Origin of the sequence: Mucilaginibacter ginkgonis (assembly GCF_009754905.2) — a bacterium.
GTDB classification, from domain to species: domain Bacteria; phylum Bacteroidota; class Bacteroidia; order Sphingobacteriales; family Sphingobacteriaceae; genus Mucilaginibacter; species Mucilaginibacter ginkgonis.
Genome location: NZ_CP066775.1, coordinates 467871 through 480978, shown reverse-complemented (window position 1 = coordinate 480978; position 13108 = coordinate 467871). Strand labels below are relative to the sequence as shown.

Below are 13108 nucleotides of genomic sequence, written 5' to 3'. Positions count from 1 at the left end.
CATTACTAATTTTTTGGTAGCGGCTCCTGCCCTAGCGCCCTGGTTTCGTCCACTATTTTTGTAACAACATCATCCAACTCCAGTGCAGAAGATTTTAGCATCGGTAAAATACGTTCCAGATCTTCGCGGCTATTGTCTGTTATTGCCAGGTCTACCAATCCCATTATGCGTGCTAAAGGCGCCCTCACAACGTGCGATTGTAGCCAGGCTATCTCCAGCAATTTCTCATTTTGCTGTTTGATCTCATTCAAGTGCTGGCGGTGCTCTGTAATATCGCGCATAGCGCCTATCAGTTGATTAGGCGCCCCGAAAGCGTCTTTAATAATAAGCGCCGTGTTGCAGATCAAAGCATAAGAACCATCCTTTTTTCTAAACTGATACTCGTCAGACCATCGGTCTACCTTAACGTCTTTAACCGTTTGATCAATATAGGCTTGAACCCTTTCAAGGTCATTTGGATGAAGCCTGCTCATGATCCAGGATATGGGCACAACAGTTCCGGCCTCGTCATACCCAAACAAGTTTTTAAATCCTTCGCCCAGAAATACGGTCGATTCTTTTAAGTCCCAGTCCCATATCGCGTCAGATGAGGCGCGTATGGCGTATCTAAAGCGTTTGTTACTTTCAATAAGAGAAGCCTCGGCATTAATGCGCGATGTAATGTCCTGACAGGCGACTATCCTTGCCGGGCGTCCGTCAAAATCGATCTCATGGCCGGTAATGTCAACAATGATGATTTCGCCATTCTTTTTTAAATGCCGCCAATAGGTATTTTCATTACTGGTTTTTTGCTTGATTGAGGCTAATTTTTCTGAAAGCTGATCCTGATCTTCGGCCGGGCGAAGGTCGCGTATGGTCATACTTAAAAATTCGGCGCGGGTGTAGCCATAGTGTCTTTCTGCCTCTTCATTTACCTCCAGAATGCGCAGCGTCTCCAAGTCATATATCCATTTGGGGATAGGGCTCTGGTCAAACAGCCGTTTGTATTTTATGTGCGACTGTTCCGCGTCAAGTTTAGCGAGTTCGAGTTGCCTTTGTAGTTTTACGTCCTCTGTGATATCCCGCCCGGCCACACACAAACCATTTATCTGGTCATTTTCCTTCACCGGGCTTATTGTAAACCTAAACCAACGTACATTGTCACCACTTTCGGGATAAGATTGCGCATAAATTACCGTTTCGCCGGTCAATACTTTAGATGCCATTTTAACGAAAGCGCCCCCTCTTGATGGCGGTAGATAATCGATTAAAGAAGAGCCAACTTCCAGGTATTTGCTATCGCCATGCTGAAAGATCAATTGGTCTGCCTGGTCATTGAACGCCAGTATCGTCAGATCGCGATCAAGCAGTATAAAGCCTTCAATGGTGTGGGCGAAAATTGCGTGAAGGTGCGAGATAGATTGTTTGCCGGAGTCTACGTCACTTGGTTCTGAATTCATACTCAAATCCTTTAACTATCAACAGCTAAATTTACCAAACATCTGAAAGTATATTTCGCAATGGATAAATTTGAACAGCTAAACAACATTCCTTAAAGGAGTGAAAAACTGCGATTCTGTTGATTGTAAATAGATTTAGGGAAAGGAATATCTATTTTGCTTTTAAAGCGTTGATACCGTTAACAAGGTATACAAGTGGCGCGTTCCAGTTAATGGCAATTTCATTAACCGCGTAGGCACGGTCATCATCAATATAGGCTTCGCCAGGTACTATGCTAGGTAATTGTATATGGTCTTGCATGCCGGGATTGGGGCCGCCGACTAGAAGGCCCGGTATAGGTTGGACAATACCATCAGCAACCGAAGGGCGATGATGCGGGTGCAGCGGGCTTTTTGTTCCGTATCCTGTTACATAACAGTAACCGGTGCCGTTACATCCTGATAAATAATTGAGGGTAGCCATTGCCGTGGCCAGGTAAGATGGCTTGCGGTTATTTAAGTAAGCTTCTAAAAGAGCAACACCCTGGTTTGCCGCTACGCTGTTACTTCCCCAGATCAAATTTTTTGGTGAATTGCTTATGGGTGTAAAGTATGCACTGCGTTGTCCATCAGCTACAAGGCTGTCTGCCAAATGTATCAGTGCTGTTTGTAATCTTCCGGCAATAGCTTGCCCATTTGGGGTTAAAGATGCCTTGTTCCTGATCAAAGAATAGTAACCCATTGTTTTTACCTGTGCCCATGACGGAACCTGTATGTCAGGATTGCGCTCAACCCTTAGTTCAGATAAATAATGACCGTCTTTAGTAGTAACGTAAAGCTCTGCAGCGGCCCAGATAAATTCGTCGCTAACGTCATTATCTCCATATTCGCCGGTAGTCACGGCCGGCTCAAACGTTTGGTTAAGTTTGTTTTGCTGATAATAAGCGCGAGGATTTGCTTTAGCCCATTTCCATGCAGATAGCGAGGCCCTTAAACATGAGTCTGCAAGTCCGGGGAATGTGGTGTTAAATTTTTTAAGGATTCTGGCAGACTGCGCCATTACCGCCGCGAAGTCTAAAGTTGCCGCTGTGCTTTTAGCCACCACGTAACGGGGCTTCACAGCTTTATCGGGCATGATCATACCGTCAAAGGCCGCGTTGGTTAACTTATGGTATACGCCGCCATCGTTAGGGTCTTGCATAGTAAGCATCCATCTTAAGTTCCACAACGCTTCATTCAGCAGATCGGGAACCTTGTTGCCCGTTTCGGGAATGTTGAGCGCAACCGTTTTCATATAAGACGAAAAATCTTCATACAGCGAAAGGAGGGTGCCCATTGTTATACCGCTATTGACAATATATTTATTGTAATCGCCGGCATCATACCAGCCCCTCGCGGATGAAATAACAGTCCCAACCGGCCGCTTTACAGTGGCCGCCGACGGATGAATCAAAACATGATCATCGGCATGGCCTTCTTCACGTTGCCATTTACCGGCATATTTTTCCCGCAGCGGAATGGAAGCCCTTTGGTAATAAAAAGCCTTAATTGATGCTTTAGCAAGGTTGTCATACACCTTGTCAGAAATGTTGAAGAAATAAGACCGGTCACCATTTGACAATTTCACAGCATAGCGGCCTGGTGTTTTACATTTGCTGAAATCTGCGGTCCACACCGTTTGCCCGGCCATAGTTTTATTCGCGCCTTCTTTTAACGTACCCGTAAACTGTACCCTTCCTGTTGCATCGACAAGAGTGAAACTGCCGCCTTCAACGCTTAAAACTATCGCGGTTTTATCAGCGGATGGATAATACCCAACCTGGTTGACCCGGATCTTATCGGGCTGAGCAATACACGCGACAGAGGTCGAAAGGATGAGGCAAATCGCAAAGAATGATTTCATACAAGTCAGGTTTTAGCCGGTAAGTAACTCACAAGGGATTACTGGTGCGGGAGCTAAGCAAGTTACAATAATTCGACCCCGAATTTGCAACTGACTCCAGTTTGCCACTGTAACACCTGAAACACTTATGTGACACTTTTTGAAAAAATACGGCAAACCTGAAACACTGACAGGATTATGCATCATTGATATTCAGAAAGTTATCACGCTGACAAAATTACGTCAGATACTAATAAGTCAGCATTTATAGAGAAACTGTCACATGTTACACCCGTCCGGCAGCTGACGGATCAGCTAAATGAAGGTAAAAGTGAATTTAAGATCCAGGCTTAACGCGCTCAACAATGCAAAAGACATTGAATTTACCTAAATAAAAAACGCCTTGCAGATTTACCATCTCAAGGCGTTTTTTCATTCTTCCGTGATCCCGCTGGGATCGCGTTCAGAATGTGTAATAGGTTTGTAGTCAATACTTTACAATGATACAACATGGACAGGTTACCGAAAAGTTTACCTATGTCGATTGTATTCGTATGATGTTTTTTAAAGAACTATTCTATATTCAAAAATACCAAAAAATCAGTATTAGAAAAGGCTTGTGCCAATTGTTTAAGTTGCAGTTACTAATATAAGAGTTTCATAAAAGAATTAATCTTTAAAGGCAATTTTAGGTCACACAATCGGCGATTTCAAATAGGCTTTAAACTCCGTGCCTGCACCCGGCTGTGAGAATACTTCGAGATATCCCTGGTTTTTCTCGATCACGCGTTTAATGATACTTAGGCCAAGGCCGGACCCTGTTCCGTGGTCTGTGAGGCGTTTGAATGGCTGGAACAGCTTATTCATATTTTTGGCTAAGTCAATACCGCTGCCGTTATCCTTCACACTCAGCACGGTATAGTCCCTTTCCCGACGGGTTTTAATCTGAATGATAAGTGGCTGTTCAGGGTTACGGTATTTGATAGCATTAGTCACTAAATTGCTGAACAGACTATCGATGTGAGCTGTAAAATAATTCATTTGCGTCGCTGCGTCAAAATCAGCGTTCAGTTTGCCTCCTGCTTGTTCAAGCAAAATCTCATAGTCGGTCATCACCACATCCAACCGCTGCTGGAAATCTACCGTTTCTACTTTTTCAGAGCGGGTTTTGGTCACATCCACGAGTACATTTAGTCCCTTCAATAGTTCTTTTAGCTTACCAGCCGATTGGTGGATCTGTGATAGAAATTGAGTCTTTTTTACGGGGTCCGATTCTTTTATGCCCAATTCCGCCAGCAAGCTGATCGACGTGAGTGGCGTTTTAAAATCATGAGAGATCACGTTTACAAACTGGTCCAACTCTTCATTAAGGAATTCTAATTCTGCTACTTTTGCTTGCAGTTTATTCTCCGCCTTTATCTTATCGGTGATGTCGTTCAGCAGCAATAAATAATGTACGTTCTGTTTATTGAGCTGCAATGACGAAATATTAAGTTCCAGGAATTGGTGATTGACCCGGATCACTTTGTGCACCTGCTCCTGTCCTTCCTTTGACGGCATGGTTGTTAACGCCGACTGCTCATCCGGGAAAAGGTCATCCCAACGAACGTTTGTTAGGGTTTCCAGTTTAGGAAAAAAAATTTGTTTGGCTTTACGGTTAGCCGTAATGATATGGCGATGGTCATCGAACACAATCGCGCCAATCGAGGCGTTTTCCAAAAATGCATGGAGGTTTTGATAGGTTAGTACAGGACTTTGGGCTTTGGGATACACCTGCTGTTCTGCGATCCGTGCAAAGCTTTTCCGCTGTTTGGCCCGCAGTAGAGCATTGTCAAACACAGCAGTTATATCCTTGCCTAAATCATAGGCCACAAAAGTAACATTCTTGCCTACATTGTAAGCAAATTGGACGGCCTGTTTGACCTTCTGAAATTGATCCGGAAAGATCAACACGATAATGGAGACCAGCGGGTTTTGCTGCGCAGCCCGTTGTATTTGCCTTACAGGTTCGAGCGTATAAGGCCCTACCAGAAAAATATCAGCGTTTGAAAGCAAATTTTCGTGCACATCCGAACTGAGCTGCTGTATCTCTTGAAACGTTACGTTGGGACTGGAAGACAATCTGCCTTCAACGCTTTTCATCAGTTCCCCAAACCCAATAAATAAAATGTTTGCACCAGCCATTAATCAGAAAAGATCGGCTGGTCCAACAATATTCTGCCCATCCAAGTATACAATAAATCGGTAGTTGGTGACATCACGTGTGCAGCGCGGGCGTCCCTCATCAACATACCCAAATGGGAATTATGCTGGTATCCCTGTCCGCCTGCAAGGGTCATCACTTCGTTAACGACATCCACCACGCAATGCGCAACTTCGGCTTTCGCACTTAAAAGTAACAGCATTGCATTTGGATCGTTGTGATCTCCTGCCTGCGCAGCATGATAAACCAGGCGTCTGGTGCGCTCGACATTCGCCCAGAGTATACCCAGTTTATGTTGCAGATAACCGACGCTTGCCAGGCCACTACCATTATGAGCATAACTTCGCTTGGCTAAACTGGCTTTGCCTTCTATTAAGGCGGCTTCTGCAATGCCCAAATAGGTCCCTGCCATAGTCATCAGGAAATAAGGTGCCACTACATTAAAGATATACCAAAGTTGATCGCCTTTTTCTCCCAGAATGTTCCGTCCGGGAATGTACACATCGTTCAGATTCAAAGTCAGAGAAGAGTTACCACGCATGCCTAAACCATCCCATGGGCTGCTCCATTCCAGGCCTGGCATATTCGAATCTACAAGGATGCAAGAAAATTGGTCAGCTTCGGCCTCAGCACTTGCGCCTAAAGTGGAGACCACGTAGGAATCGGCGTGTCCGCCGTTGGTGACAAATGATTTAGTCCCGGTAACCAAAAAGTCCTCCTCAGTTACGGCAATCAAAGGTGTTTGCGGAAAATAAAAGTGCGCGCCTGTACCTATCTCACTTAGAGCCAGTGTAGTAATATGCTTGCCTTCAGCAATCGGTACCAGGTATTGTTCTTTTTGCCACCCGGTCGATTTGGCAGCTATAACGGCAGTACCCACACAATGCATTCCGAAACAAAGCCCAGCAGAGGAATAACCTTTACCCAATTCCTCGCTGATCCGGGCCAGCGCCAGCAAACCATGTCCTAAACCGCCTTGTGCTTCGGGTACAACCAGGCCCGTTAGCTTGCTATCCTGCAATGCCCTCATAGTGGAAGCTACCCACATTCCATCCCGGTCAGCGGTAAGCGCCTCGGGTGCAGCTACCTCCCTGCTAATAACGGCAGCTTTTTCAATCAAAGTTTCTAAATTCATATAAGTGCCGTGGGAATGATAGTTTCGATAGCTAACATACGAAATATAAGGATGTTTAAGTTCTTGTACATTTAACGTTCCTTTTATTTTTCGTCCAGTTGCAGTTGGATTTAATGTTTTGATGAAATCGAAGCGGTAAAAAGTCGTTAATCCGCGATTTCCTTTTACACGAGTTTAATGATAACATTAGCTTGATCATAAGCACATAGCAACGAGCGGATATATGCATGTCAGTTAATCGGATTTTTATTGATAAGGAGTTGTAGCATCGGTTCAGGATGTTTTGCAAGCCTAAATATTTTAACATTTGTTGTTAGCTAGAAACTACATAAACTGTTAGACCAGTTCATTCAAAATACTATATCATTAAGATTGCTAAAACTTGATCGAATACTATATAGATGTTACGATTGTCGGTTCATCTTATTTTTTATCTTTACTTTTTTAAGTGTTTTTGAAAGATGGATTCAGGAGTGACCGAAAGTACCGAGCAATTTTTATCTGGCGGTGGAGAAATGGGCAAATTAATCCGCTCTATGGATTGGTCACAAACAGCTTTAGGACCAGTTGAAGGCTGGCCGCAAAGCTTACGTACATCGGTGAGCCTCTGTCTTTCTTCAACATTCCCGATTCTGATTGCTTGGGGGCCGGAAACCATTCAGATTTATAACGATAGCTACCGCCCGATCTGCGGTGCCAAGCATCCCGAGTCTATGGGGCAGAATTTCCGGATTTGCTGGGAAACTGCCTTACCCGTTGTCGGTGATAAATTTACTCGTGGCGAACAAGGCGAAGGCACTTATATCACTGATCAACGGATGTTTCTAGACCGTTACGGGTACTTGGAAGAAGCATGGATGACCTTCTCTTTTGCCCCGATCCGTGATGAGTCCGGCGGTGTGGGTGGCATCTTTCACCCGATTACCGAAACCACGGAAAAAATGCTGGCCGGGAGGCGTACCCAGGTATTACGTGATCTTGGTGCTTCTATTGGCAAGGCCAAATCAGTTGCCGAGATCGCGGACTTAACCGGTGCGCAGTATGAAAGTTATCAGCTGGATATTCCCTTCATGCTTTTTTATGAGCTTTCTGGCAATGAAGCATACCTGGTAAGTTCAGCCGGCGTCAGCAATGGTAGCGCCCTGGCTACTTCAAGTATTACATTATCCAACAGTAAATGGCCACTACAGCAGTTGATCGATTCAGGCGAAATGCTCGAAGTGGAACATTTGGCTGAACTGTTTGGTAATTTTGAAAGCGGACCCTATGAAATTGCGCCGCATACCGCCATGGTATTACCGGTTAGGATCACAGGGCAAAACGACCTGTTCGGCTTTATCATCGCAGGTGTTAGCGCTTGCCGAGCTTTGGACCAGCCTTATCTGAATTTTTATAATCAGCTAGCCGGAACGTTTAATACCGCTATTTCAAATGTATATGCTTACGAACAGGAGCAAAAACGTGCAGAAGCATTAGCTGAGATAGACCGTTCTAAGACCGCCTTTTTCAGCAACGTAAGTCACGAGTTCCGGACGCCGCTGACGCTGATGCTCGGCCCATTGGAAGACTTGCTTCAAACGGAAGCTGATGAACATAAAAAATCGCAGATCGATGCCACGCATCGCAATGCCATGCGCCTGCTGAAACTGGTAAACAACCTGCTGGATTACAGCCGGGTAGAAGCCGGGCGGGTACAAGCGGCTTACCAGCCGCTGAACCTTTCAGAGCTAACCGTCGATCTTGCCAGTAGTTTCCGTTCTATCATTGAGAAAGCCGGGATGGAACTGGTGGTAAGTTGCGATGTACTTTCCGGCACTTTTTACGCCGACCGGCAAATGTGGGAGAAGATTGTTCTTAATTTATTATCAAACGCATTCAAGTATACGTTACAGGGCAGAATCACAGTAGAATTAAGGCAGATGGGCAATTTTGCCGTGCTGGAAGTCTCAGATACAGGCGTGGGTATTCCCCAAAAAGAGCTACCGCATATGTTTGAGCGGTTTCACCGGGTAGAAAACTCCGCCGGCCGTACCCATGAAGGCACAGGCATAGGTCTGTCGCTCGTAAACGAATTGGTGGAACTGCATGGTGGTGAGATTAGTGTCAGGAGCATCGAAGGAAGCGGCAGTACTTTTACTGTTAAGATTCCTTCAGGAAAAATGCACCTTCCCCCTGCTCAGGTCGTAGATAGCGTGCGGGAAACTAGTCTCGAAGCAGCGACCGCACCTTTTATACGCGAAGCTTACAGCTTGCTTCAGGATGAGGCCAATAAAAGTTCTGATGAAGTTACACACACAGTCAGTGACGTAGTTAGCAGCCAGGACAATACAGTAAACAAAGAAACCCGGATACTGATAGTGGATGATAACGGCGATATGCGCGCTTATCTAAAACGCCTTCTGGAACCTTATTTTACCATTGAAACCGCATCAAATGGCGCAGAGGCGCTTAAGCAAATTAAGAAAGCTGTTCCATGTTTAATATTAAGCGACGTGATGATGCCGGTGATGGATGGAAAGGCGCTTCTGCAATATATCAGGAGTAATGAGGATTTTTATCGTATTCCGGTAATATTTCTATCTGCGCGTGCTGGAGAAGAAGCCCGGATCGATGGGCTTGAGGCAGGAGCCGATGACTATCTGGTTAAACCTTTTTCTGCTGCAGAACTGCTGACCAAAGTCCGCGCCCAGATCAACATAAGCAAAGCCCGCGGGCACGCGGAAGAACAGCTTAGGAGCTTGTTGACAGAAGCGCCTGTGGCCATGGCCATCTATCGCGGCCCCAATCATATTATTGAAATGGCTAACCAGCGGATGCTGATGTATTGGGGGCGCACCAAAGAAGCCACAGCTAAACGACCATTATTTGATGCTATTCCCGAGCTGGATGCCCAGGGGTTCAGGCAGATTATGGATACGGTTTATCAGACCGGAGAGCGATTTGTGGCTATAGAAATCCCGGTTATTCTGCATCGATTCGGAAAAGATGAAACGGTTTACGTCAACCTGACGGTTGAAGCCCTTAAAGATGAAAATAATCTGATCAATGGAATGATCGCTGTTGCATCGGATGTGACCACACAGGTAACTGCCAGGCAGGAACTGGAGAAAGTCAGTGACACCCTTCGCCTGGCAATGGATGCTTCCGGAATGGGGATTTACCGAATCACCTTAGAAACTGACCTCCTCGAAGTATCACCACGCGCACGCGTCATTCACGCAATTCCACCGGACGCAGTGCTATCTTATGAAAATACCTTAAAAGTAGTTGTACCAGAACATCGTGAACGTTTTAGCCAGGCAATCGCCAAAGCGGTAGAAACGAAAGGCAGTTTCAGCGAAGATTACCAAATTCAGCCGTTTGATGGCAGCAAACGAAAATGGCTCAATTCATCGGGTAAAGTAGAACTGGATGCTAAAGGTGAAGTGATTTCTGTGGTCGGGACAATTCTGGACATTACTGAGTCGAAGGAAGACGATTTGCGGAAAAACGATTTTATAGGTATGGTAAGCCATGAGCTAAAAACGCCGCTGACGTCTCTGGGTGGTTTTTCGCAAATTGGCTTATCGAATGCCCAAAAAAAGGATGATAAGTTTAATACTTCACTTTTCGAGAAAGTAACATCACAAGTTCGCAAAATGACTGGCCTGATTAACGGGTTCCTTAATGTTTCGCGCCTGGAATCAGGGAAGATTCAATTGAACATTTCTGTGTTCAGACTGGATGAGCTTATCCGCGAAATGGTAGCCGATGTGAGCCTTACGGCAGGTAAACAAAGCTTTGAGATTAATTGCGAGCCGGTGACGATATCTGCCGATCATGATAAAATCGGAACGGTGCTAACCAATCTTTTAAGCAACGCCGTGAAATATGCGAGGGACAAACCCGTGGAGATAAGTTGCATTACCTCGGGTAACGAGATAAGAGTAAGTGTGAGAGATGAAGGCGTGGGTATTAAACCCGCTGATCTGAACCTTTTGTTCGAACGCTACTACAGGGTAGAAAACAGTCAAACCCAATATATCTCCGGTTTTGGTATAGGCTTATATTTAAGTTCGGAGATCGTAACCCGTCACGGCGGGCGTATCTGGGCAGAAAGCGAAATAGGCAAAGGGGCTACTTTTCATTTTACATTGCCCTACAATGATTTGTCTAAGGGTAACTCCGGGATTTAAATACCTGACGGTAATGTAAACCAAAATGTGCAGCCCTTTTCAGGTTCAGATGTAACACCTATATCACCGCCATGTTGCTTAATGATCTCGGCTGATATATACAGGCCTAAGCCCAATCCTGTTTGCACACCACTTGGATCCAAACGATAGTAGCGCCGGAAAATCAACGGTAATTTGTCCGCAGGAATGCCCGGCCCTGATCGATCACACTAATTTTTATAAAACCTGGTAGCTTTTCCGTTCTGATGATGATGCCGGACCTGGGTGCGTATTTTATAGAATTCTGTATCAAGTTGTACAAAACACGCTCGATCTTTTGTTCATCAGCACTCACTTTAAAATTGCTTTCACCCTCAATAATCAATTCTTTTTTGCTAACCAGGCGGACCTGATCCCGACAACTGTTAATCAGTGCTTGCAGGTTAAAAGAAGTCCGGTTAAGGTCGAAAGTATTTTTTGAAAGCTTTAATGCATCAAACATATCGTTTACCATGCCGGAAAGCTTTTGAACACTTTTGTTGACCTGCGCGATTAGCCCTGCATCGCCGGTATTTTTTTGACCTAATATCTGCGCGGCCGCCTTCAATGTTGTTAATGGCGTGCGCATTTCATGGCTGGCAATCTCTATAAACTGGTCGCGCTGCTGTACCAGATTGATATTGTCGTTTCGGAGTTCGGTTTGTTCCATGACGACCCTGGCCAAATGCTGTAGCAGTTCCCGTTCTTTGTTGTTTAACCGGCGTGGTGATTGATCGATCAAACATAATGTTCCGATTATATATCCATCCGGTGTAATTACCGGAGCGGCGGCGTAAAACCGGATCATGGTTTCACCTGTGACATAAGGGTGATTGGCAAAGACCTCATGATGGCTCGCATCTTCAATCAACATGACCTCCGGCTTTAAGATAGCCAGGGCACAGAAGCCTTCGGCACGGCCAAGCCGCTCCAACCCGTTCATGCCTACTTCAGCCTTGATATATTCCGTATCGGCATCCAGAAAAGAAATATGGCTAATAGGAACGGAAAACAGTTCGCAAGCCAGCCGGCAAATGCTATCAAACGCCGTTTCCTTCTGCGATCCGGCGATCTGGTAACGTTCCAGGGCTGCTACGCGCTCTGCATCGTTTTCGGGAATAATATTGATACCGCCTATTTCTTTCATAGCGATGCTAAGCTACAATTAAATTAACTGCAAGGCTTAGGTACAATTCCGATAGGGATGGGTAAATTTTAAAAAAACTAACGATATATAAAAATGTCTGATAATTTATCCGCAGAACGTAGCTGATTTGACAACAGTTTTGCAACATCGATACTAAATATGAAACGCCGGCAGCCGTCTTATCTGAATTTTGATTACTCGAATTATCCATGGCGTCCCGATATAGATTACCGGGTGCAGCCAGAGCTTTACCGTGTGGGTAAGGGAGACCAGGGCGTACTGATATGCGAACCTTATAAAAGCGAGATTGGTACCAACTGGCGTTTCAAAACCAGAGAGATTGCTGAAGCCAGCTCAACGAAAATTTATCAGCAATTCTTAGATTACTTAAGTGCTGGTGACTTTGTCGGCGCCGATATGGCCCGCAAATATTTACAGATGGGTTATACCCGGGCGCGGCGATATGCCAATTACAAAGGCGGTAAAAAATACGACGCAGAAAAACACTATGCGCCTTTAGAACGCGGAACCGGTGAGTCAGAGAAAGCTGCGGCAGCTACCATCTTCTATGAGCGCTGGAAAGCCGCTGAAGCGAACAAACTTTATGTCAACTTAAAGAAACAATGGAAACATGAACGGGGTTAAAAAGCAAAACCTGCCTCAAAAGGTGTGTGTGTCCTGTGGGCGAACTTTTACCTGGCGAAAGAAATGGCAAAAGGTATGGGCAGAAGTGAAATACTGCTCTGACAAATGCAAAAATCACAGAGGTCATTCTAATTCCTAATACTCAGTTAAATTTGATGATACATATATAATGTATTGCGCTGCGATTTAACCACGCACACTATCACTTAGCTGTCTCCATGAATTATTGAAGATATTTTGCCAGATACAGGCCAGTGCGGCTCTGTGGCATAAGGGGAAACGGGCTCGAGGTATCTTCTTTGGGCTTCAGCATATACATTCCGAAGGCAAATGAGGACTTGCCTGAACCTGAGGTACCAGTAAACACCACTAATGCATCGCGCGGTATTTCCAGGCTGATAATTTTAATGTTATGCTCCCATGCGCCTTTGACTTTGACGAATCCTTTAAATTCCATCTTTTTTTGCTTAAATATATATGGTGGC

The 13108-nt window shown here is 45.1% G+C and carries 10 protein-coding genes; 3 read left to right on the top strand and 7 right to left on the bottom strand.

What is annotated here, in order from left to right; translation table 11 throughout:
* Window positions 1–5 precede the first annotated feature (5 nt).
* The 4 genes from GO620_RS02225 to GO620_RS02210 all read right to left on the bottom strand — a co-directional run bounded on the left by GO620_RS02225 (window position 6) and on the right by GO620_RS02210 (window position 6638).
* Complete coding sequence (locus GO620_RS02225) at window positions 6–1439, bottom strand: PAS domain S-box protein (protein WP_157522532.1); 1434 nt, start codon at window positions 1437–1439, stop codon at window positions 6–8.
* A gap of 151 nt (window positions 1440–1590) precedes the next feature.
* Entirely contained in the window at window positions 1591–3321 is a 1731-nt protein-coding gene (locus GO620_RS02220; protein ID WP_157522535.1) for a glycoside hydrolase family 9 protein, read from the bottom strand.
* A 672-nt stretch (window positions 3322–3993) separates the two neighbouring features.
* Window positions 3994–5484, bottom strand: coding sequence for a sensor histidine kinase (locus tag GO620_RS02215; protein WP_157522538.1), 1491 nt, complete (start codon window positions 5482–5484; stop codon window positions 3994–3996).
* Window positions 5484–6638, bottom strand: a complete 1155-nt coding sequence (locus tag GO620_RS02210) for an acyl-CoA dehydrogenase family protein (protein WP_157522540.1) — start codon at window positions 6636–6638, stop codon at window positions 5484–5486. Before GO620_RS02210 ends, GO620_RS02215 begins: the two co-directional genes overlap by 1 nt.
* 461 nt (window positions 6639–7099) lie before the next feature.
* Here GO620_RS02210 and GO620_RS02205 point away from each other — a divergent pair, with 461 nt between their 5' ends.
* Window positions 7100–10813 (top strand): ATP-binding protein, encoded by a 3714-nt coding sequence (locus GO620_RS02205; protein ID WP_157522543.1) that lies wholly within the window; start codon window positions 7100–7102, stop codon window positions 10811–10813.
* Here the strand turns inward: GO620_RS02205 and GO620_RS02200 are convergent.
* Both GO620_RS02200 and GO620_RS02195 read right to left on the bottom strand, forming a co-directional pair.
* Window positions 10810–10956 (bottom strand): sensor histidine kinase, encoded by a 147-nt coding sequence (locus GO620_RS02200; RefSeq protein ID WP_244139450.1) that lies wholly within the window; start codon window positions 10954–10956, stop codon window positions 10810–10812. The two genes, GO620_RS02205 and GO620_RS02200, sit on opposite strands and share 4 nt — an antisense overlap.
* A 20-nt stretch (window positions 10957–10976) precedes the next feature.
* Entirely contained in the window at window positions 10977–11978 is a 1002-nt protein-coding gene (locus GO620_RS02195) for a sensor histidine kinase (protein WP_157522549.1), read from the bottom strand.
* Window positions 11979–12137: 159 nt separating this feature from the next.
* Between GO620_RS02195 and GO620_RS02190 the strand changes: the two genes are divergently transcribed.
* Window positions 12138–12623 carry a DUF4385 domain-containing protein gene (locus GO620_RS02190; RefSeq protein ID WP_157522552.1) on the top strand — a complete coding sequence of 162 codons (486 nt, stop codon included), beginning with the start codon at window positions 12138–12140 and terminating at the stop codon, window positions 12621–12623.
* Window positions 12610–12762 (top strand): DUF2256 domain-containing protein, encoded by a 153-nt coding sequence (locus tag GO620_RS17450; RefSeq protein ID WP_157522555.1) that lies wholly within the window; start codon window positions 12610–12612, stop codon window positions 12760–12762. Before GO620_RS02190 ends, GO620_RS17450 begins: the two co-directional genes overlap by 14 nt.
* An 84-nt stretch (window positions 12763–12846) precedes the next feature.
* Here the strand turns inward: GO620_RS17450 and GO620_RS02180 are convergent, their stop codons facing one another.
* On the bottom strand, window positions 12847–13080 hold the full coding sequence (locus GO620_RS02180) for a hypothetical protein (RefSeq protein ID WP_244139449.1): 234 nt from the start codon (window positions 13078–13080) through the stop codon (window positions 12847–12849).
* Between the last annotated feature and the right edge of the window lie 28 nt (window positions 13081–13108).

What these genes read in the sequence shown, in the direction of transcription:
- GO620_RS02180 (WP_244139449.1), bottom strand. Translation starts at nt 13,080, where the DNA reads ATGGAATTTAAAGGATTCGTCAAAGTCAAAGGCGCATGGGAGCATAAC.
- GO620_RS02190 (WP_157522552.1), top strand. Translation starts at nt 12,138, where the DNA reads ATGAAACGCCGGCAGCCGTCTTATCTGAATTTTGATTACTCGAATTAT.
- GO620_RS02205 (WP_157522543.1), top strand. Translation starts at nt 7,100, where the DNA reads ATGGATTCAGGAGTGACCGAAAGTACCGAGCAATTTTTATCTGGCGGT.
- GO620_RS02195 (WP_157522549.1), bottom strand. Translation starts at nt 11,978, where the DNA reads ATGAAAGAAATAGGCGGTATCAATATTATTCCCGAAAACGATGCAGAG.
- GO620_RS02210 (WP_157522540.1), bottom strand. Translation starts at nt 6,638, where the DNA reads ATGAATTTAGAAACTTTGATTGAAAAAGCTGCCGTTATTAGCAGGGAG.
- GO620_RS02225 (WP_157522532.1), bottom strand. Translation starts at nt 1,439, where the DNA reads ATGAATTCAGAACCAAGTGACGTAGACTCCGGCAAACAATCTATCTCG.
- GO620_RS02220 (WP_157522535.1), bottom strand. Translation starts at nt 3,321, where the DNA reads ATGAAATCATTCTTTGCGATTTGCCTCATCCTTTCGACCTCTGTCGCG.
- GO620_RS17450 (WP_157522555.1), top strand. Translation starts at nt 12,610, where the DNA reads ATGAACGGGGTTAAAAAGCAAAACCTGCCTCAAAAGGTGTGTGTGTCC.
- GO620_RS02215 (WP_157522538.1), bottom strand. Translation starts at nt 5,484, where the DNA reads ATGGCTGGTGCAAACATTTTATTTATTGGGTTTGGGGAACTGATGAAA.